Here is a 20,462-nt window from a genome sequence, read left to right as displayed (position 1 = left end):
GGCTAATGCTGGCGGTCCATCGATCCGCGCCTGTCGGTAGCCCGGTCAGCGTTGTGCGACCGGGAGCCGTCTTTCATCCTCTGAAGGTGAGACTGAATATGAACGCCGAGGTAAGCCAGGAAATCCTTCGCACGGAAGGGCTTAGCAAGTTTTTCCCCGGCGTCAAAGCGCTGGATAATGTCAATTTCAGTCTGCGGCGCGGTGAAATCATGGCGCTGCTGGGCGAAAACGGGGCGGGTAAATCCACATTGATTAAAGCCCTCACCGGCGTGTACCACGCCGATCGCGGGGCGATCTGGCTGGAGGGGCAGGAAATATCGCCGAAAAATACCGCTCATGCCCAGCAACTGGGCATCGGGACGGTTTATCAGGAGGTTAACCTGCTGCCAAACATGTCGGTGGCGGACAATCTGTTCCTCGGACGTGAACCCCGTCGTTTTGGCCTGCTACGGCGCAAAGAGATGGAAAAGCGCGCCACCGCGCTGATGGCCTCCTACGGTTTTTCCCTCGACGTTCGCGAACCGCTGAACCGCTTTTCGGTAGCGATGCAGCAGATCGTCGCGATTTGTCGGGCCATCGACCTGTCGGCCAGAGTGCTGATCCTCGATGAACCGACCGCCAGTCTGGACACCCAGGAAGTGGAGATGCTCTTCACCCTGATGCGCCAGCTGCGCGACGATGGCGTCAGCCTGATTTTCGTCACCCACTTCCTCGATCAGGTGTATGCCGTCAGCGACCGGATTACCGTTCTGCGCAACGGCGGTTTTGTCGGCTGCCGGGAAACCCGCGAATTGCCGCAGATCGAGTTAGTGAAGATGATGCTTGGCCGCGAGCTTGAGCACGATGCCCTGCATCGCGCGGGTCGTACTTTACTGAGCGACAAACCGGTCGCCGCCTTTGAGGGCTTTGGCAAGAAAGGCGTTATTGCGCCGTTTGACCTTCAGGTTCGTCCCGGCGAGATCGTCGGTCTGGCGGGACTGCTCGGATCCGGACGCACGGAAACTGCCGAGGTTATTTTCGGCATCAAACCGGCAGACAGCGGCACCGCGTGGATCAAAGGTAAAGCGCAGGGGCTGCGTTCGCCGCACCAGGCGTCAAGCCTGGGCATCGGCTTCTGTCCTGAGGATCGTAAAACCGACGGGATTATTGCCGCGGCATCGGTGCGGGAAAATATAGTCCTGGCGCTGCAGGCGCAGCGCGGCTGGCTGCGGCCGATTCCGCGACGCGAGCAAAATGACATTGCCGATCGCTTTATCCGCCAGCTCGGTATTCGCACCCCCAGCGCCGAACAGCCGATCGAATTTCTCTCCGGCGGCAATCAGCAGAAGGTGCTGCTTTCCCGTTGGCTGCTGACCAAACCGCAGTTCCTGATCCTCGATGAGCCGACGCGCGGGATCGATGTTGGCGCCCATGCGGAGATCATCCGCCTGATCGAAACCCTGTGCGCCGATGGTCTGGCGCTGCTGGTCATCTCCTCGGAGCTGGAAGAGCTGGTGGGCTATGCCGATCGGGTGATTATTATGCGCGATCGTAAGCAGGTAGCGGAGATCCCGCTAGCCGAGCTTTCTGTCCCGGCGATCATGAACGCTATTGCGGCATAAGGAGTAACCCATGATGCCTCGATCAGTTCCACAAACCGGCCAGCCAAAGCGGCGCTTCAGCTGGCCGAAAGGTATGCCGCAAATTATCGCCCTGATCCTCGTGCTGGTGGTGGATAGCTTCGTGGCGCCGCACTTCTTTCAGATTGTGTTACAGGACGGGCGCCTGTTCGGCAGCCCGATTGATATTCTCAACCGCGCGGCACCGGTGGCGCTGCTGGCGATAGGTATGACGCTGGTAATTGCTACCGGCGGAATCGATCTGTCGGTTGGCGCGGTGATGGCGATTGCCGGCGCGACAGCGGCCTCGATGACCGTTGCCGGACACAGTCTGCCGGTGGTGCTGCTGGCCTCCCTGGCGGCGGGGGCGCTGGCGGGCTTATGGAACGGTATTCTGGTCGCGATCCTGAAGATCCAGCCTTTCGTGGCCACGCTGATTCTGATGGTTGCCGGGCGCGGCGTCGCGCAGCTGATTACCTCCGGGCAGATCGTGACCTTCGATTCACCGCACCTGGCCTGGCTCGGGAGCGGTTCGCTGCTGCTGTTGCCGACACCGGTCCTGATCGCGGCCGCGACGCTGCTGCTGTTTTGGCTGTTCACCCGTAAAACGGCGCTGGGGATGTTTATCGAAGCGGTGGGGATCAACATTCGGGCAGCGAAAAACGCCGGCGTGAATACCCGGATTGTGGTGATGCTGGCCTATGTGCTGAGCGGTATCTGCGCGGCGATTGCCGGAATAATCGTGGCGGCAGACATTCGCGGTGCCGATGCCAATAACGCCGGGCTGTGGCTGGAGCTGGATGCCATCCTGGCGGTGGTGATCGGCGGCGGATCGCTGATGGGCGGGCGCTTTAACCTGCTACTTTCGGTGGTCGGAGCCCTGATCATCCAGGGAATGAATACCGGGATCCTGCTGTCGGGCTTCCCGCCGGAGATGAATCAGGTGGTGAAGGCGGTGGTGGTTCTGTGCGTATTGATCGTCCAGTCGCCGCGCTTTATTGGCTTACTGAAAGGAGTACGCGGCCATGATAAAACGTAATTTACCGTTGATGATCACCCTGGCCGTCTTTGTGCTGGGCTATCTGTACTGCCTGACCCAGTTTCCCGGCTTTGCTTCGACGCGGGTTATCTGCAACATCCTGACTGACAACGCCTTTCTGGGCATCATTGCCGTCGGCATGACCTTCGTGATCCTCTCCGGCGGGATCGATCTTTCGGTCGGATCGGTTATCGCCTTCACCGGCGTGTTTCTGGCGAAGGCCATTGGTGCCTGGGGCGTCGATCCGCTGCTGGCATTCCCGCTGGTGCTGGCGATGGGCTGCGGGTTTGGTGCGCTGATGGGCTGGCTGATCGATGCGCTGAAAATCCCGGCGTTTATTATTACCCTCGCCGGGATGTTCTTTCTGCGCGGCGTCAGCTATCTGGTGTCCGAAGAGTCGATTCCTATCGATCATCCGCTGTATGACACCCTGTCCGGGCTGGCGTGGACGATTCCCGGCGGCGGACGTCTGAGCGCAATGGGGCTGCTGATGCTGCTGGTGGTGGTGGCGGGTATCTTTATGGCCCATCGCACCCGCTTCGGTAACCAGGTTTACGCCATCGGCGGTAGCGCGGTCTCGGCGAACCTGATGGGCATTTCGACCCGCAGTACGACCATTCGAATTTATATGCTGTCCACCGGGCTGGCGACGCTGGCGGGGATCGTGTTTTCTGTCTATACCCAGGCCGGGTATGCTCTCGCCGGCGTTGGCGTTGAGCTGGATGCGATCGCATCGGTGGTGATTGGCGGCACGCTGTTGAGCGGCGGCGTCGGGACGGTGCTGGGAACGCTGTTCGGGGTGGCGATTCAGGGGCTGATTCAGACCTACATTAACTTCGACGGCACCCTGAGCTCATGGTGGACAAAAATTGCCATCGGGATTTTGCTGTTTGTTTTTATCGCCTTGCAGCGTGGTCTGACGGTGCTGTGGGAAAACCGGCAGAATTCCCCGGTTACCCGGGTGAGCGGAACGGCGCATCGTTAGCGGAAAACTCCCCTCCCGAACGGGAGGGGAAGGGAAGCGTTACGCGTCCGGGAACTCTTTAATGAAGTTCTCGACGTCTTCAACCATATGGTTGTTGCCGACGAAGAAAGAACGACGCTGGTGCAGGCTGGTTGGGATGATATCGAGAATACGTTCTTTACCATCGCTGGCTTTACCGCCCGCCTGTTCCGCGAGGAACGCCATCGGGTTGCATTCGTACAGCAGGCGCAGCTTACCGTCCGGGTGGCTGGCGGTGCTCGGATACAGATAGATGCCGCCTTTCAGCAGGTTGCGGTGAAAATCCGCCACCAGCGAGCCGATATAGCGCGAGGTGTAGGGGCGCTGGGTTGCGCTATCTTCTTCCTGACAGAACTTGATGTACTTCTTCACGCCCATCGGGAACTTGATGTAGTTACCTTCGTTAATGGAGTAGGTGTTGCCTTTCTCCGGGAAGCGCATGCGCTCCTGAGAGAGGCAGAATACGCCAAGAGAAGGATCGTAGGTGAAGGCATGTACGCCGCAGCCGGTTGTATAGACCAGCATGGTGGAAGAGCCGTAAACCACATAGCCTGCCGCGACTTGCTTGCTGCCCGGCTGCAGGAAATCTTCAACGGTGACCGGTGTTCCAACCGGAGTTATGCGACGGTAGATGGAGAAGATAGTCCCGACGGAGACGTTAACGTCGATGTTAGAGGAGCCATCCAGAGGGTCCATGAGCACCACGTATTTCGCGTGTTCACAGCCTTCAAAGACGACGATCTCATCTTCTTCTTCGGAGGCAATCCCTGCCACGATATCGCGCGCTCGCAGTGCAGCTTTCAATTTTTCATTGGCGAACAGGTCGAGTTTTTGCTGTACCTCACCCTGGACGTTTTCAGCACCGCTGGCACCCAGGATATCGACCAGACCGGCCTTGTTGATATCGCGGTGGATGATCTTGGCGCCTAACTTTATCGCCGACAACAAAGCAGTAAGCTCGCCGGTTGCGTGGGAGAACTCGTGTTGCTTTTCGACAATAAATTCACCTAACGTTTTCATAACCCGTTCCCTGCATGTTTATGTGAAGTAAAACGAACGCAACAATCTTAACAAAGAATAAAAAAAATACGCACAGGTGAATCGCGCCAGCAAAAAACGGATTCGCCTGAAATGCATTTCTCTGATGCCGTACATATGGGTAAAATGTGCCCCAGATTAAAAAGGGAAACGACGAATGCGCATTCATATTTTAGGTATCTGTGGCACGTTTATGGGAGGACTGGCGATGCTGGCTCGTTCTCTCGGTCATGAGGTAACGGGGTCGGATGCTAACGTCTATCCGCCAATGAGTACCCTGCTGGAAAACCAGGGCATCGATTTGATTCAAGGCTATGATGCCAGCCAGCTGGAGCCCCGGCCGGACCTGGTGATCATCGGTAATGCAATGACCCGCGGCAATCCGTGCGTCGAAGCGGTACTGGAAAATAACATTCCGTATATGTCCGGCCCGCAGTGGCTGCATGATTTCGTCCTGCGCGATCGCTGGGTTCTGGCGGTTGCCGGTACCCACGGGAAAACCACCACCGCGGGAATGGCGACATGGATCCTTGAAGCCTGTGGCTATAAGCCTGGTTTCGTGATCGGCGGCGTACCGGGTAACTTCGATGTTTCCGCCCGTCTGGGCGACAGCCCGTTCTTCGTTATCGAAGCCGATGAGTATGACTGTGCCTTCTTCGATAAACGTTCCAAATTTGTCCACTACTGCCCGCGTACGCTGATCCTCAATAACCTTGAATTCGATCATGCGGATATCTTTGACGACCTGAAAGCGATTCAGAAACAGTTCCATCATCTGGTGCGAATTGTGCCGGGTAAAGGCAAAATTATCCTGCCGGAAAACGACATCAATCTGAAACAGACGATGGCGATGGGCTGCTGGAGCGAGCAGGAGCTGGTGGGCGAGCAGGGCCACTGGCAGGCGAAGAAGCTCAACGCCGATGCTTCGCAGTGGGAAGTCTGGCTGGACGGCGAGAAAGCCGGGGAAGTGAAGTGGGATCTGGTCGGTGAACACAACATGCATAACGGCCTGATGGCGATTGCCGCGGCTCGTCATGTTGGCGTGCTGCCGGCCGATGCCGCCAATGCGCTGGGCGGTTTTATCAACGCACGTCGCCGCCTTGAGCTGCGCGGCGAAGCCAACGGCGTGACCGTGTATGACGATTTCGCCCATCATCCGACGGCGATCCTGGCGACGCTGCAGGCGCTGCGCGGTAAAGTCGGCGGAACCGCGCGAATCCTCGCGGTACTGGAGCCGCGCTCCAACACCATGAAAATGGGGGTGTGCAAAGACGATCTGGCGCCGTCCCTGGGCCGTGCCGACGAAGTGTTCCTGCTGCAGCCGCAGCACATTCCGTGGCAGGTTGCGGAAGTGGCGGACGCCTGCGTGCAGCCTGCGCACTGGAGCGCCGATGTCGATGTCCTGGCCGATATGGTGGTCAAAACCGCGCACCCGGGCGATCATATTCTGGTGATGAGCAACGGTGGTTTTGGCGGCATTCATCAGAAGCTGCTCGATAAGCTGGCCAGCAAAGCCGCCGCAGCGGAATAACTGCGCGGCCTGTCCCGTTCTGCCCTCCGCGCGAGGGCAGATCTCCTTTTGTGACTCTGGATTTGTCATGCTCACAGCGAAAAAAATCACCGCTATCGACTCGGTTTATTTTTCTGCCGTTGATGCGCTGTACGTCAAAGCGTTTCCGTGGCATGAACAGCGAGAACCGGCGGCAAAGCAGCAGGCGCTGCGCGATCCGCGCTATGCGCTGGAAGCGTGGTTTGACGGGGAGCTCTTTATTGGCCTGAGCGGCTGCTGGCAGTTTAGCGGCTACAGCTATATTGAACATCTGGCGATTGACGATACGCTGCGCTCTCGCGGCTATGGCAAACGCCTGCTGGCCGGGATCCTTGAACGCGCGCCGTTGACCATTCTGGAAATCGACCCGTTAACCAGCGACATTGCCCAGAAGCGGCTGCGTTTTTATGAAACGATGGGTTTTCGCACCAGTTCGTGGCCGCATTCTCACCCAAGCTATCATGCCGGCATCGCCGATCATGCATTGCTGGTGCTGGGCTACCCTCAGGCGGTTGATGAAGCGCAGTATCGGCGTTTTGCTGAGGATTTACGTCAGGTGGTGATGGCGTAGGCAGGCTGCCCGGGTCCGACGCGTTGGCCGCAACCCGGGGCATGCTTCAGGTGTTAAATTACTCCTTCGCGATAGGCGTTTCGTCTTCTGCCACTTTGGTATCACCCTGAATTGCGGCAATTTTCTTCTCAACGTCGGCAACCTGTTCGCTGCTGTGCAGCAGTGTATAGGTCAGGTCAAACTGCGTGCTGGCTCCTGGCTGAAGCTGTTTCACGCGTTTCTGTTCGCGCTCAATGGTGACCGGATAGGCATAGCTGGTGCCCGGCTCAATACCGGTGACGTAGCCCTGTTTTTCGCTGTCGGTGTTTTTCCACAGCGTCAGCACCGGTAGCTGGCGGGTATCAAACTGAATTGACGCCCCTTTATCTCCCGCCTTGTTAACCACCGCGGCCAGGGTCTGGTGGTTGTCATCCGCCAGCGGCTGAATATTGAATACCATCTCGTCGAACCCTTTGGTCGGCCCGGCGTAGGTTTGCCAGGTCTTCAGGCCCGCTTTGGCATAGTCGTTGAACGGACTGATGCTGGACATAGGTGCCAGAAAACGCGCTCCCTCTTCCAGAATCGGCGTACCGAAGTTGCTGTGATAAATGATCTGGTAATCATGCGGGTAATCCGCGTGGTTGGTTAAGACATCATGCAGGCTGAAGCTGTTGCTGCCGGGGACATAGCGCAGTTCGGTCATGGTCTGCAAATCGGCTTTTTTGAAGGTGCTCTCTTTCACCAGCCCGCGAATGCGGATCTCATACGGGGCGGTATCCGCCACTTCGACTTCCACCTGCGATGCCGGCGTATTCCCGGCTTTACCGTGCAGGGTATAAATTTGCCCGTCAGCAGCGACCGGGTGGCCGGTCCACTCATAGCCGCAGCGCACCATCATCTCATTGAAACCTTCCAGCCAGCCCAGCCCGTTCCGGCTTTCGAGGTTGATAAAGGCCGGATTGACGACCTCTTTCACCGGTGAATCCCAGCCCATTCGCGTGCCGAAACCTTCAATTTTCAGCAGGTTCATGCCCCGGGTCGGGCTGAGGGCGATAGTCAGGCCATCTTTACTGCGGATGACCAGAATTTTACTGCCTTCCTGTTTGCCGCCGTGGAGGACTTTTTGCTCAATGCTGAAATCGCGATCTTTTATCTTCAGCTGATCGCTTGTTATCTGCCAGTTTCCTTTGTCAGTGCCGCTTTCAGCGCTTGTCAGCACCCACGTTTTCGCCGCTACCTGACCGGAAATAAGCATGGAAATGGCCGTCAAAATCAGAGTCTTTTTCATTTTTCATCCCTTTTGCTGAATCGATTGTGTTTCCGATGAAGGGAATCTAATTGCAAGTGGCCGATTAAAACGTGAAGTGCCTCACCTGGTGAGTAAATGCGCATTTTTAAATTTTTAAATGCGATAAAGATCGCTTTTTATAAGCAATATGAAATTAATTCGACTTTAAATATGTGAATTTAAGCATCATTAGCTTTAACGATTCAGCTTTTTGGGGAATGGTAAAAACCGGGCGAACGCCAGGGCGGTAATCAGGAAACAGGAAACAGGAAACAGGAAACAGGAATGAGGAATCAGGAATCAGGAATCAGGAATGAAGGTGAGGGCGCGCGTAGAGAGCGGATATTCCCGGCGAGGCTATCGCTTGCCGGGCTACAGGTACAGCGTTATCCGGTAGCCCGGACAGGCGCAAAGCGCCGCCTCCGGGAAAATCTGGCGGGCAAACGCGGAGTTAGCTTTCGCCTTCAGCCAGTTCACGCAGATACTGGAAGATCAGGCGCGCGGATTTCGGCGGCTTGTTGCCTTCTTTCTCTTTTTTGGCGTTACGGATAAGCGAACGCAGCTGCTGACGATCGGCGTCAGGCCACAGGTTTAACACTTCCGGGACCGCATCATCACCCTCTTCAATCAGGCGATCGCGAATCATTTCCAGCTTATGGAACAGCGCAACCTGCTGGTTGTGACGGTTCTTCAGCTTGTCCAACGCCTGGCGAATCGGATCGACATCGCGGCTGCGCAGCATTTTACCAATCAGCTGCATCTGGCGGCGGCGACCCTCTTTCTTGATACGTTGGGCGAGTTCAATGGCGTCGCGCAGGTCGCTATCGAGCGGGATTTTATCCAGCGCGTTTTTTCCCAGCTCAACCATTTCAGCGCCAAGACGCTTCAGTTCTTCCGCGTCACGTTTAATTTCACTTTTACTGACCCAGATAATTTCATCGTCTTCATCTTCAACGTCATCACCGGGCACGTCGTCGAGCCAGTCATCGGGCTGCTTAGTCATCTCAGGCTCCTTAAAAAAAGAGGCTAATGTTACCAGTTAAGGCGCGCACTGAAAAACGGTTCTCTGTTAGACTTCACTTAACACCTTCCTACATTATGGCATTAGCGATGAAAGTCATCTCTCAAGTTGCACAACAGCGCAAGACGCTGGAAGAGGCCGTGACCACGGCGCTGGAACTGGCGGCAGGCAAATCAGACGGTGCGGAAGTCTCCGTCAGCAAAACCACCGGCATCAGCGTCAGCACCCGCTACGGCGAGGTGGAGAACGTAGAATTTAATAGCGATGGTGCGTTAGGCATCACCGTTTATCATCAGAACCGCAAGGGAAGCGCCTCTTCAACCGATCTGAGCCCGCAGGCGATAGCCCGCACGGTACAGGCGGCACTGGATATTGCCCGCTATACCTCCCCGGATCCGTTTGCCGGCGTGGCGGATAAAGAGCTGCTGGCCTTTGACGCCCCGGATCTTGACCTGTTCCATCCGGCGGAAGTGACTCCGGAGCAGGCAATCGAGCTGGCCGCGCGCGCGGAACAGGTCGCTCTGCAGGCGGATAAACGCATTACCAATACCGAAGGCGGCAGCTTCAATAGCCACTACGGCATTAAAGTGTTCGGCAACAGCCACGGCATGTTGCAGAGCTACTGCTCAACTCGCCATTCGCTCTCCAGCTGCGTTATCGCGGAAGAGAACGGCGATATGGAGCGCGATTACGCTTACACCATTGGCCGTGCGCTCGAAGATTTGCATACCCCGGAGTGGGTCGGTGACGAATGCGCCCGCCGCACCCTGTCGCGCCTGGCGCCGCGTAAACTCTCGACGATGAAAGCACCGGTTATCTTTGCCAACGAAGTCGCCACCGGGCTGTTTGGTCACCTGGTCGGCGCTATCGCCGGCGGCGCGGTCTATCGCAAATCCACTTTCCTGCTCGACTCCCTCGGCCAGCAGATTCTGCCGGAGTGGCTGACGATTGAAGAGCATCCGCATCTGCTGAAAGGACTGGCCTCGACGCCGTTCGACAGCGAAGGCGTGCGCACGGAACGTCGTGACATTATTAAAGACGGCGTGCTGACGCAGTGGCTACTGACCAACTACTCGGCGCGCAAGCTGGGCATGAAGAGCACCGGACACGCGGGCGGCATTCATAACTGGCGGATTAACGGCCGCGGTCTGAGTTTTGAAAAGTTGCTTAAAGAGATGGGCACCGGACTTGTCGTCACCGAATTGATGGGGCAGGGTGTCAGTGGCGTGACCGGCGATTATTCGCGCGGCGCTTCTGGCTTCTGGGTTGAGAATGGTGAAATTCAGTATCCGGTAAGCGAAATTACCATCGCCGGCAATTTGAAAGATATGTGGCGTAATATCGTGACCGTGGGTGACGATATTGAAACGCGTAGCAATATCCAGTGCGGTTCCGTGCTGTTGCCTGAGATGAAAATCGCCGGACAGTAATAGCGGATTATCCCCACTATTCACCATCCAGTTTGCAGAATAATCTGTACAGAAGGGCGCTCCCTGCGGCGCCCGTTTGCTTAAATAATAAAAAAGGATGTGAGCAATGCGTAAAAAACTGTTAGCAATGCTGGCCGTCTCCGCCCTTACGATGGGGTCTGTTTCGGCATTCGCCGCTGAACTGGGCGAAGATATGGATACTATCGCGCAAAACCTGCAGGTGGTGCAGAAGACCTCCGATGCGGGCGAACTGAAAGCGGCATTGACGAAGATGCGCGGTGCCGCCGTGGATGCGCAGCAAGCCACCCCGCAGAAGCTGGAAGGCAAAGCGGCGGACAGTGCGGAAATGAAAGACTATCGTCACGGTCTGGATATTCTGATTGGTCAGATTGACGGTGCGCTGAAGCTGGCGGAGGAAGGTAAAATAAAAGAGGCGCAGGCTGCCGCTGAAGGGTTCAAAACAACCCGTAATACCTACCATCAGAAATACCGTTAACGTCTGTTGCAGGAGGTTTCTGTCGAGACCTCCTGCTTGTCTCCCGCGATAAAACCCTGCTGGCATCACACTTTTCCCTTTTTCTTTTCCGCTTATTCAGGCAACGGCAACCGCCAACGCAATGATTTTCTTGTGATGCTCATCACGTGATTTCGCCCAAAACGTCCTCTCCGCGACAGTTTCACGTCGATTATGTGCAATAGATCACGCATGCCGTCCGCCTTTCCACTTCGAAGTGGAAAACAACTCGCTACAAACTCCTTCCCCCCGGCGCTAGTTTTATCCCCAGAGACATCAACGGGGTAACACAAGTGAATAACGGAGCGGTAATAAACGACGTAGGGGAACAGGCAAAGCAAACGGAGCAGTTGGCTGAGAAGATGCTGCCACGGGTTTATGCACTGTTAAGCCGTCGCAATATCATCCCCAACGCCGTCCAGGAGCAGATGCTGACCTCCCACGTGCGGGCGATGGCCCACCGGTCGATTAGCGGCGAGCCGCTGCCGGAAGTGGATGCCAGCCTGTTTGAAGAAATTTCAGAAGATTCAATGATGCTGGCCCGCGAAGTGGTCGCGGAATTCGGCAACCTGCCAGAAGAAGAGTCCTGGCTGCTGTCCGTCCACTTCGAAGTAGCAAAAGACAACCTGTAAGGAGCAATAAAATGGAACAGATTACTGTGGTAATTGGCGACCGCCTGGGTAAAGGGCAAAAAGTGGCCGCTGGCGCGGAAAAAGCCGGTGCTCGTGCTGTTGTTGTACCGGGTGTTGCCGCTGATATGAAGCTCGGCGACATGATGAAAGCAGAAAACGCCACCTTCGGCATCTCATTCTGCGGCAGCGGCGGCGCAGGCGCCATCACTGCGCAGAACAAGCACGGCTACAAGGCAAAATATGGCATGCGCTCCGTTGATGAAGGCGTGACTGCGATCAACGAAGGCTACAACGTACTGGGTTTCGGCTTTATGGATAAAGAAGAGCTGGGCGAGCGCCTGGTGGAAGCCTGGAAAAAGAAATACGGCGCGTGAGCATGAAAGAGCAATTCACCACGACGGTGAGCGTGAAGGGTAAAGGCGAAAGCAAAGCACGGGCCTTCGCCGACGCCCTGAGCCATGTACAGGCAGCGGTGATGAAAACCTCGCCGCATATCTTACTGCGTATTGAGCCACAGGATGTGAAGGTTGTTCGTGCGCATGAAGCGACGCGCAAAGAAGCGTTTCTGTTCTTCTTTTTGCGTCGTGAACGACGGACCTACAGCGTGGAGCTGGATGTCACCGTCAACGTGACGGCCATTAATGTCGATAAAGTGGATTTCGTCACGCAAACCTGAATTTCATCATAGGGTTAAACTATGTTCCTGATAATTTTAATAAAATCGCTCATTATCGGCGGCCTGGTCGGCGTCGGAGTGGGCGCCGGAGCGGCACGCATGTTTCATGCGCCTACCACCCAGGGGATGGGGGCGTTTCGTACCTTGGGCGAGCTGAATTCCTGCGAAGGCGATCCGGCTTCTCACTTCTCCTTTGGTCTGGGATTCTTCTTTAACGCCTGGGCCTCTTCCGTTGCAGCAGGCTCATTCACCCAGGACGTCGATCATCGCATTATCCCGAACTGGGGCGCTGCGGCATTGATGTTGAAAAATCGTAACGTCGGCGAAACGCTGCACGATCCGAAGAAAATGGCGATTGCCTGCGGCATCATCGGCATGCTGGTGGTCGCCTTCTTAAACCTGACCGCCTCTTCCGTACCGGAAGCGCTGCAGGTCACCGCGGTGAAGGTGCTGGTCCCGGCGGCCAACCTGCTGGTTAACACCGTAATGCCGGTTATCTTCTGGCTGGCGGCCATCGACGCCGGAAAAAAATCGGGCTTCTGGGCCACTATTTTCGGCGGCGCGGCGCAGCTGATTATGGGCAACGCCGTACCGGGCCTGGTACTGGGGATCCTGATCGGTAAAGGCGTAGAAGAGAGCGGCTGGAACCGCGTCACCAAAGTGATGATGTCCGCCATTATTGCGCTGTTTGTCCTGAGCGCCTTCTTCCGCGGCTTTGACATTAAGACACTGCAATCCTTCCATCTGACCGTGCCGAACTGGTTGGATCTGATCCACAACTCGCTCAGCGGCAAATAACAGGAGCCTCTAAATGGAACAGAATAAAGGTTTTTGGTATGCCGACTGGTCGTTTCCGATTTTTGTTGGTCTGCTTTCGTCCGGTGTTTTCGCCGGGACCCACATGTATTACCTCTACGGCATCGGCGCATTTAACGAAGTGGCCTTCGTGGCCATGCTGAAAGCGGGTATTGATACCGGCGCTTATGGCGCGGTAGCCGCGTTCGGCGCCAGCTTCCTCTTCGCCCGTATTATCGAAGGTTCGCTGGTCGGGATCCTCGATATCGGCGGCGCGATTCAGACCGGCGTCGGTCTTGGCGTTCCGGCGCTGCTGCTCGGGGCTGGTATTGTCTTCCCGGTGGCGAACTTTGCCGCCTCGCTGGCGACCGGTCTCGCGCTGGGCCTGGCGATTGGCTACATCATTATTCTGGCGCGTAAGTTCACCATCAATCAGAGCGACTCCACCTACGGTGCCGATGTGATGATGGGGGCCGGTAACGCCTCGGGCCGTTTCCTCGGGCCGTTGATTATCCTCAGCGCCATGACCGCCTCAATTCCTATCGGTATCGGTTCTTTGGTCGGCGCGCTGCTGTTCTACATCTGGCAGAAGCCGATCACCGGCGGCGCCATCCTCGGCGCAATGATTTTAGGTTCGCTATTCCCGGTAGCGCTGTGACACCAACGGGCGCCTATGCGCCCGCCTTAACAGGAGATACGTATGTTTGATTTACTCCTGCGCCGTGCGCGCCTCGTCGACGATACCCTGACCGATATCGCCATCCAGGACGGAAAAATTGCCGCGCTGGGCGAGATTAGCGCGTCTGCGCGCAAAACCGTCGATCTGCATGGTAATTATTATGTCAGCGCCGGCTGGATTGATTCCCACGTTCACTGCTACCCGAAGTCACCGATTTATCATGACCAGCCGGACAGCATCGGTATTGCTACCGGCGTCACCACCGTGATTGATGCCGGGAGCACCGGTGCAGACGATGTCGATGACTTTTATCAGCTGACCCGCGAAGCGGCTACCGACGTTTATGCGCTGCTCAATATCTCCCGCGTCGGGCTGATTGCCCAGAACGAGCTGGCCAATATGGCCAACATTGACGCGGATGCGGTGAAGCAGGCGGTCGCACGCCACCCGGATTTTATCGTCGGCCTGAAGGCGCGCATGAGCAGCAGCGTTGTCGGCGAGAACGGAATTACGCCGCTGGAGCGGGCGAAAGCCATCCAGCGGGAAAACGGCGATCTGCCGCTGATGGTGCATATCGGCAACAACCCGCCGAACCTCGATGAAATCGCCGAACGGCTCAGCGCAGGCGACATCATTACCCACTGCTATAACGGCAAACCGAACCGCATCCTGACGCCAGAAGGTGAGCTGCGCAGCGCGATTACCCGCGCGCTGCAGCGCGGCGTGCGGCTTGATGTCGGCCACGGTACCGCCAGCTTCAGCTTCGAAGTGGCCCGACGGGCCATTGCGATGGGCATTCTGCCGCACAGCATCAGTTCCGATATTTACTGCCGCAACCGTATTGACGGCCCGGTTCGCTCGCTGGCGCTGGTGATGTCGAAGTTCCTCGCCATCGGCATGACGCTGCCGCAGGTCATTGATTGTGTCACCGTGAATGCCGCGAGTGGGCTGCGCCTGAAGAGCAAAGGGCAGCTGGCCGTGGGCTATGATGCCGATTTAACGCTGTTTACCGTGCAGCATGCGCCGACGTTACTGGTCGACGCGGAAAAAGAGAGCCTGCAGGCTGACAATATTCTGGTGCCGCTTGCCGCGATTCGCGCAGGCAAGGGCTATCTGACCGAACAAGGGAGCGCGGAAAATGCCTTCGATTTTTGAAAAATACCATCTCAAGCAAGTCATCAATACCTCCGGCCGCATGACGGCGCTGGGTGTCTCCACTCCGCGTCCGGAAGTGGTGGAGGCGGTGATGAGCGGCATGAATCACTATTTCGAAATCAAAGACCTGGTGAATAAAACCGGGGAATACATTGCGCAGCTGCTGGATGTGGAGGGGGCGACCGTCGTCTCCTGCGCCTCGGCGGGGATCGCGCAGTCGGTCGCGGCGGTGCTGGTGAAAGACAGCAGCTGGCTGCTGGAGAATCTGCACGTTACGCCGATTGAGAACAATGAAATCGTGCTGCCGAAAGGCCACAACGTCAACTTTGGCGCGCCGGTGGGTTCGATGGTCGCGCTGGGCGGCGGTAAGCTGGTGGAGGCGGGCTACGCCAACGAATGTTCCGCTGACCAGCTGGCGGCAGCGATTACCCCGCGCACCGCGGCGATTCTGTATATCAAATCTCACCACTGCGTGCAGAAAAGCATGCTCAGCGTAGAGCAGGCGGTGGTCGTGGCGCGCAAACATAACCTGCCGCTGATCGTCGATGCGGCGGCAGAAGAAGACCTGCAATGCTACTACCGGGCCGGGGCTGACCTGGTGATTTACAGCGGCGCGAAAGCGATTGAAGGGCCGACCAGCGGTCTGGTGGTGGGAAAAACTCAGTACGTTGAGTGGGTGAAACGCCAGTCGGCGGGTATTGGTCGGGCGATGAAGGTAGGTAAAGAGGGGATCCTCGGTCTGACCTGCGCGATTGAACACTATCTGCTGGCGCGCAAAGAGAGCGGTGATGAGATGGTTGCCAAAATGACGCCGTTCATTAACCAGCTGAACACGCTTAATGGCGTCACCGCCCGTGTTGTCTGGGACAGCGCCGGCCGTGATATCGCCCGTAGCGAAATCAAATTTGATGAAGCCGTTACCGGCATCGCCACCGGCGAACTGGTGGATGCGCTGAAACAGGGCGAATACGCCATCTATTTCCGCGGCTATAAGGCCAACGAAGGGATTATTGAAGCCGATGTTCGCAGCGTGAACGCGCAGCAGCTGGAGATTGTCTCTCGTCGCATCGCCGAGGTTCTGAACAAGGAGAAAAACGCATGAAACTGACCCCCAACTTTTACCGCGATCGGGTATGTCTGAACGTTCTGGCGGGTAGCAAAGACAACGCCCGCGAGATCTACGAGGCGGCGGAAGGTCACGTTCTGGTTGGCGTGCTCTCCAAAAACTACCCGGACGTGGCGAGCGCGGTGGCGGATATGCGTGAATATGCGCAGCTCATCGATAACGCACTCTCAGTAGGGCTGGGAGCGGGCGATCCGAACCAGTCGGCTATGGTCAGCGAAATCTCGCGTCAGGTACAGCCGCAGCACGTCAATCAGGTGTTCACCGGCGTCGGCGCCAGCCGTGCGCTGCTCGGGCAGAACCAGACCGTGGTCAACGGCCTGGTGTCGCCGACCGGCACACCGGGTAAGGTTAAGATCTCGACCGGGCCGCTGAGCAGCGGCGCAGCGGACGGCATTGTGCCGCTGGAAACCGCCATCGCCCTGCTGAAGGATATGGGCGGCAGCTCAATCAAATACTTCCCGATGGGGGGCCTGAAACACCGCGATGAGTTCGTCGCAGTGGCACAGGCCTGCGCCCGCCATGATTTCTGGCTGGAGCCGACCGGCGGCATCGATCTGGAAAACTACAGTGAAATTTTGCAGATCGCGCTGGACGCGGGCGTCAGCAAAATTATTCCGCACATTTATAGCTCGATTATTGATAAAGCCAGTGGCAATACCCGTCCGGCGGACGTTCGCCAGCTGCTGGAGATGACCAAAGCTCTCGTCAAATAGGTTTGCTGTCCCGCCGCACGCGTTGCTTTGTGAGAGACGCGTGCGGAAACCCCTCATCGAACCATCAAGGAGTCACTATGCCCACCGCTCGTCACCTGCTTGTTGCTTCACTTTCTCTGCTGGCTGCCACCGCCTCCGCGCAAACGCATTATGCCTGGGTCGGTACCTACAACCCGAATGGCGAAGGCCTCTACCGGTTTACCGTCGACGGTAAAACCGGCGCGCTGCGCGATAAGGCCCTGGTCAGCTCGCTGCCGAACGTGGCCCAGCTCACCGTATCGCATGATGGTAAAACCCTGTATGCCGCCAGCGAAGTGGAAAAAGGGGTGGTACAGGCGTGGCGGATTGAAGCCAACGGTGAGCTAACCGATCTCAATCAGGTCTCTTCGGCGGGGGCCGGGCCGGTCTATCTGTCGCTGACACCGGACGGTCGTCATCTGCTGGTGGCAAACTATGTCAGCGGAACGGTGGCGGTGCTGCCGATCAAAGACGATGGCAGCCTCGGCGAGGCGGTTGATAGCCATCAGGATCAGGGCCCTGCCGGCGCAGAACGGCCGGCTGCGGCCGCCGAGGGGAGCTTTGCTATCAGCGATCATAACGGTCCCCATGCCCATATGATCGCCGCCGATCCGAGCGGGAAATATGTTTATTCTACCGATCTGGGGCTGGATCGGATCTATCAGTACCGGCTGGACAACGGCAGCGGCAAGCTCACGCCGAACGATCCGCCGTTTATCGCCGCCTCTTCTGCCGGCGCCGGGCCGCGGCATTTTGTCTTTACGCCGAAAGGGGATGGTCTGTGGCTGATTAATGAAGAATCCTCGACGCTGACGTTCTATCATCTTGATAAGAAAAGTGGGCTGTTGCGCGAGGGCAAAACGGTCTCCGCGTTACCGCAAGCGTATAAAGGCACCAGTTTCGCGGCGGGGCTGGCGCTGAGCGCCGACGGAAAACAGCTGTATGTCGCCAACCGTTTACATAACAGCATTGCGCACTTTAGCGTGATGGCCGACGGCAGCCTGAGTCATCAGGAAGATATCTGGACCCGCGGCGACTACCCCCGCACGCTGACGCTGGATAATCAGGGGCAGTGGCTGTACGTCATGAACCAGCGTAGCGATAATATTACCCGTTTTAGCGTGGCGCCTCAGAGCGGTAAGCTGACCTTTGCCCCGGACTACACCCCGGTAGGCAGCCCATCACAGATGGTGATATCCGCTCAACCTTGAGCCGTAAGATGAAGGAACTGACATGCGATTTCCCAACCAACGTTTAGCGCAACTGTTTACTTTGCTGCAAAACGAAACGCTGCCGCAGGATGAGCTGGCGCAGCGGCTGTCGGTTTCTACTCGTACCGTGCGCGCCGACATTACCGCGCTTAACGCGTTGTTAGTGGAGTATGGCGCGCAATTCATACTCACTCGCGGCAGCGGCTATCAGTTGAAAATCGACGACCCGGCCCGCTACCAGACTCTGCAAGAGCATGCGCCGAAGCCGCAGCAGATTCCGCGTACGGCGGCGGATCGCATCAACTTTCTGCTGGTGCGCTTTTTGACCTCTGCGTTCTCCATTAAGCTCGAAGATCTGGCGGACGAGTGGTTTGTCAGCCGGGCGACGTTACAAAGCGATATGGCCGAAGTGCGCGAGCGCTTTCAGCGCTACCAGCTGACTCTCGAGACCCGCCCACGGCACGGTATGAGGCTGTTTGGCAGCGAAGTATCGATTCGCGCCTGCCTGACCGATCTGTTATGGCAACAGGCGCAGCAGGGGGGGATAAACCCGCTGATCGATGAAGAAGCGCTGAATTCGGATGTGCAGGAGCAGCTTGGGGACATGCTGCAGGAGATCCTGACCCGGCACCACGTGCGCCTCACCGATGAAGGCGAGCGCTTTATCCGGATGTACAGCGCAGTGACGGTGCGTCGCGTCAGCCAGGGTTATCCGCTGGCGGAATTCAGCGCGGAGGATGTCGCGCAAAACGTGCGGGATGCCGCGCGGGATCTGGCTGCCGTGCTGCAGCAGCTGGCGGGAAAGGCCCTCTCTCCGGCAGAGGAAGCGTGGCTGTGCGTACATCTTGCCGCCCGTCAGGTTCAGGACATCGATCCGGGTACCATCAGCGCCGACGATGGCGAAGCGCTGGTAAACTACATTCTGCGCTACATCAACAGCCAGTATAACTACAACCTGCTGGACGACACTCAGCTACATGCTGATCTGCTGACCCACGTTAAGACCATGATCACCCGAGTCCGCTACCAGATCATGATCCCCAATCCTCTGCTCGATAATATTAAGCAGCACTACCCGATGGCGTGGGACATGACTCTCGCGGCGGTGACCAGCTGGGGGAAATACACGCCCTATGCCATCAGTGAAAACGAGATTGGTTTCCTGGTATTGCATATTGGCGTCGGACTGGAACGTCATTACAACATTGGCTATCAGCGGCAGCCGCGGGTGCTGTTGGTATGCGATACCAGCAATGCGATGGTGCGGATGATCGAAGCCATTTTGCAGCGTAAATATCCGCAGTTAGAAATCGCCGCCACCCTGTCGCAGAGGGAGTATGAACAGCTGGCGGCGGTCGCTGAAGATTTTGTCATCTCGACCGTGCGGATTGGTGAAAAAGACAAGCCGGTGGTGACCATTGCGCCATTTCCGACCGATTATCAGCTGGATCAAATCGGCAAGCTGGTGCTGGTGGACAGGACCCGTCCGTGGGTGCTGAATAAATATTTCGATGCGGCCCATTTCCAGGTGATCGATGCGCCGATCGATCGGCAGACGCTGTTTGCCGGGCTATGCCAGCAGTTGCAGCAGGAAGGATTTGTCGATGCCGGGTTCCATGACTCGGTGGTCGAACGCGAGGCCATCGTCAGCACCATGCTGGGCGACGGTATTGCGTTGCCTCACGCCCTTGGCCTGCTGGCGCAAAAAACCGTGGTCTATACCGTCATTGCGCCGAATGGTATCGCCTGGGGTGATGAAACGGCCCATATCATCTTCCTGCTGGCGATCAGCAAAAGCGAGTATGAAGAGGCGATGGCGATCTACGATATTTTTGTCACTTTCCTGCGCGAGCGCGCGATGGTCCGGCTTGCCGAGACACGCAGTTTCGATGAGTTCAAAGCGGTGGCGGTGGAGTGCGTCAGCCGTTTTTGAACGTCACTATCTCAAGCGGTGGACGACCTGATTGCTGCTGCCGCGCCAGATCAGCGCCGGATCTTTTAAATCTTCGACAAACTTGCCGTCGACCAGTACGTTAATCAGATCAACCACTTCCCGCTGCGCGTCGTTCAGCTCGTCGAGCTTATAACCGGTCCAGACCCAGATATCCTTGCCGGGGCATTCGGCGAGGATGCGGCGCACCAGCGCGAGGATCTCCGGCACGTTCTGCGGATGCAGGGGATCGCCGCCGGAAAGGGAGATCCCCTGGCGTTTGATCCGCGTGTCGTTGAGGTCGGCGATGATACGGTCGGCCATCTCGGTCGTGAACGGCAACCCGGAGTTGAGTCGCCAGGTGCTCTTGTTATAACAGCCGGGGCATTCGTGGACGCAGCCGGAGACGAACAGGGTGCAGCGAGTGCCGGGGCCGTTGACGATGTCGACAGGGTAATACTGATGGTAATTCATTGTTTCCTCTTCTCATTTGACGC

21 protein-coding genes are annotated in these 20,462 nt (G+C 57.1%); 17 read left to right on the top strand and 4 right to left on the bottom strand.

Translation table 11 applies throughout. From position 1 onward, the window contains the following. Positions 1 to 98: 98 nt before the first annotated feature. From ytfR to yjfF, 3 genes are read left to right on the top strand one after another with little or no spacing between them, the layout of a single operon-like run. Positions 99 to 1,601: a galactofuranose ABC transporter, ATP-binding protein YtfR gene (gene ytfR / locus DSD31_RS23270; RefSeq protein ID WP_032718587.1), complete on the top strand. Its 1,503-nt coding sequence runs from the start codon at positions 99 to 101 to the stop codon at positions 1,599 to 1,601. A gap of 10 nt (positions 1,602 to 1,611) precedes the next feature. After that, complete coding sequence (gene ytfT, locus DSD31_RS23265) at positions 1,612 to 2,637, top strand: galactofuranose ABC transporter, ATP-binding protein YtfT (protein ID WP_004857188.1); 1,026 nt, start codon at positions 1,612 to 1,614, stop codon at positions 2,635 to 2,637. Further along, positions 2,624 to 3,622 (top strand): galactofuranose ABC transporter, permease protein YjfF, encoded by a 999-nt coding sequence (yjfF, locus tag DSD31_RS23260; protein ID WP_004857190.1) that lies wholly within the window; start codon positions 2,624 to 2,626, stop codon positions 3,620 to 3,622. The genes ytfT and yjfF overlap by 14 nt, the downstream gene beginning before the upstream one ends. A gap of 39 nt (positions 3,623 to 3,661) precedes the next feature. Here the strand turns inward: yjfF and fbp are convergent, their stop codons facing one another. Beyond that, a complete protein-coding gene (gene fbp, locus DSD31_RS23255) occupies positions 3,662 to 4,660 on the bottom strand; it encodes a class 1 fructose-bisphosphatase (RefSeq protein ID WP_004857193.1) in 999 nt (332 codons plus the stop codon). A gap of 175 nt (positions 4,661 to 4,835) precedes the next feature. Between fbp and mpl the strand changes: the two genes are divergently transcribed. Then, on the top strand, positions 4,836 to 6,209 hold the full coding sequence (gene mpl, locus DSD31_RS23250) for a UDP-N-acetylmuramate:L-alanyl-gamma-D-glutamyl-meso-diaminopimelate ligase (protein WP_004857194.1): 1,374 nt from the start codon (positions 4,836 to 4,838) through the stop codon (positions 6,207 to 6,209). Between the two features lie 67 nt (positions 6,210 to 6,276). Further along, complete coding sequence (locus DSD31_RS23245) at positions 6,277 to 6,798, top strand: GNAT family N-acetyltransferase (RefSeq protein WP_113991343.1); 522 nt, start codon at positions 6,277 to 6,279, stop codon at positions 6,796 to 6,798. A gap of 58 nt (positions 6,799 to 6,856) precedes the next feature. Here the strand turns inward: DSD31_RS23245 and DSD31_RS23240 are convergent, their stop codons facing one another. Beyond that, positions 6,857 to 8,065, bottom strand: a complete 1,209-nt coding sequence (locus DSD31_RS23240; protein ID WP_054829135.1) for an aldose 1-epimerase family protein — start codon at positions 8,063 to 8,065, stop codon at positions 6,857 to 6,859. A 451-nt stretch (positions 8,066 to 8,516) separates the two neighbouring features. Then, positions 8,517 to 9,068 carry a ribosome biogenesis factor YjgA gene (gene yjgA, locus DSD31_RS23235; protein ID WP_004857200.1) on the bottom strand — a complete coding sequence of 184 codons (552 nt, stop codon included), beginning with the start codon at positions 9,066 to 9,068 and terminating at the stop codon, positions 8,517 to 8,519. A gap of 95 nt (positions 9,069 to 9,163) precedes the next feature. On the opposite strand from yjgA, the gene pmbA reads away from it, so the two are divergent. The 12 genes from pmbA to DSD31_RS23175 all read left to right on the top strand — a co-directional run bounded on the left by pmbA (position 9,164) and on the right by DSD31_RS23175 (position 19,968). After that, a complete protein-coding gene (pmbA, locus tag DSD31_RS23230) occupies positions 9,164 to 10,516 on the top strand; it encodes a metalloprotease PmbA (protein WP_113991342.1) in 1,353 nt (450 codons plus the stop codon). 106 nt (positions 10,517 to 10,622) lie between these two features. After that, positions 10,623 to 11,012, top strand: a complete 390-nt coding sequence (cybC, locus tag DSD31_RS23225) for a cytochrome b562 (protein ID WP_113991341.1) — start codon at positions 10,623 to 10,625, stop codon at positions 11,010 to 11,012. 311 nt (positions 11,013 to 11,323) lie between these two features. Then, on the top strand, positions 11,324 to 11,662 hold the full coding sequence (locus DSD31_RS23220) for a hypothetical protein (RefSeq protein WP_015585305.1): 339 nt from the start codon (positions 11,324 to 11,326) through the stop codon (positions 11,660 to 11,662). An 11-nt stretch (positions 11,663 to 11,673) separates the two neighbouring features. Next, a complete protein-coding gene (locus DSD31_RS23215) occupies positions 11,674 to 12,036 on the top strand; it encodes an SFCGS family glycine-rich protein (protein ID WP_004098072.1) in 363 nt (120 codons plus the stop codon). A 2-nt stretch (positions 12,037 to 12,038) separates the two neighbouring features. Next, positions 12,039 to 12,338 (top strand): DUF4312 family protein, encoded by a 300-nt coding sequence (locus DSD31_RS23210; RefSeq protein WP_004857212.1) that lies wholly within the window; start codon positions 12,039 to 12,041, stop codon positions 12,336 to 12,338. Positions 12,339 to 12,359: 21 nt separating this feature from the next. Then, the gene (locus DSD31_RS23205; RefSeq protein ID WP_004857213.1) at positions 12,360 to 13,136 is read left to right on the top strand and encodes a DUF4311 domain-containing protein; all 777 of its coding nucleotides are present in this window, start codon (positions 12,360 to 12,362) and stop codon (positions 13,134 to 13,136) included. A gap of 13 nt (positions 13,137 to 13,149) precedes the next feature. Then, positions 13,150 to 13,791, top strand: coding sequence for a DUF4310 family protein (locus tag DSD31_RS23200; protein ID WP_004857216.1), 642 nt, complete (start codon positions 13,150 to 13,152; stop codon positions 13,789 to 13,791). 42 nt (positions 13,792 to 13,833) lie between these two features. Further along, positions 13,834 to 14,967: an amidohydrolase/deacetylase family metallohydrolase gene (locus DSD31_RS23195; protein ID WP_004857218.1), complete on the top strand. Its 1,134-nt coding sequence runs from the start codon at positions 13,834 to 13,836 to the stop codon at positions 14,965 to 14,967. Next, complete coding sequence (locus DSD31_RS23190; RefSeq protein ID WP_004857221.1) at positions 14,951 to 16,069, top strand: DgaE family pyridoxal phosphate-dependent ammonia lyase; 1,119 nt, start codon at positions 14,951 to 14,953, stop codon at positions 16,067 to 16,069. Before DSD31_RS23195 ends, DSD31_RS23190 begins: the two co-directional genes overlap by 17 nt. Beyond that, positions 16,066 to 16,806: a 2-dehydro-3-deoxy-phosphogluconate aldolase gene (dagF, locus tag DSD31_RS23185; protein ID WP_004857224.1), complete on the top strand. Its 741-nt coding sequence runs from the start codon at positions 16,066 to 16,068 to the stop codon at positions 16,804 to 16,806. The genes DSD31_RS23190 and dagF overlap by 4 nt, the downstream gene beginning before the upstream one ends. 77 nt (positions 16,807 to 16,883) lie before the next feature. Continuing rightward, the gene (locus DSD31_RS23180) at positions 16,884 to 18,035 is read left to right on the top strand and encodes a lactonase family protein (protein ID WP_113991340.1); all 1,152 of its coding nucleotides are present in this window, start codon (positions 16,884 to 16,886) and stop codon (positions 18,033 to 18,035) included. 22 nt (positions 18,036 to 18,057) lie between these two features. Then, positions 18,058 to 19,968, top strand: a complete 1,911-nt coding sequence (locus DSD31_RS23175; protein ID WP_004857231.1) for a BglG family transcription antiterminator — start codon at positions 18,058 to 18,060, stop codon at positions 19,966 to 19,968. 6 nt (positions 19,969 to 19,974) lie between these two features. Here DSD31_RS23175 and nrdG read toward each other — a convergent pair whose 3' ends face one another. Beyond that, entirely contained in the window at positions 19,975 to 20,439 is a 465-nt protein-coding gene (gene nrdG / locus DSD31_RS23170; RefSeq protein ID WP_004857235.1) for an anaerobic ribonucleoside-triphosphate reductase-activating protein, read from the bottom strand. Between the last annotated feature and the right edge of the window lie 23 nt (positions 20,440 to 20,462).

The organism is Klebsiella sp. X13 (genome assembly GCF_003323835.1).
GTDB lineage: Bacteria > Pseudomonadota > Gammaproteobacteria > Enterobacterales > Enterobacteriaceae > Klebsiella > Klebsiella ornithinolytica.
Note: the sequence above shows the minus strand (reverse complement) of the source record. Positions and strands in the feature narration are given on the sequence as shown.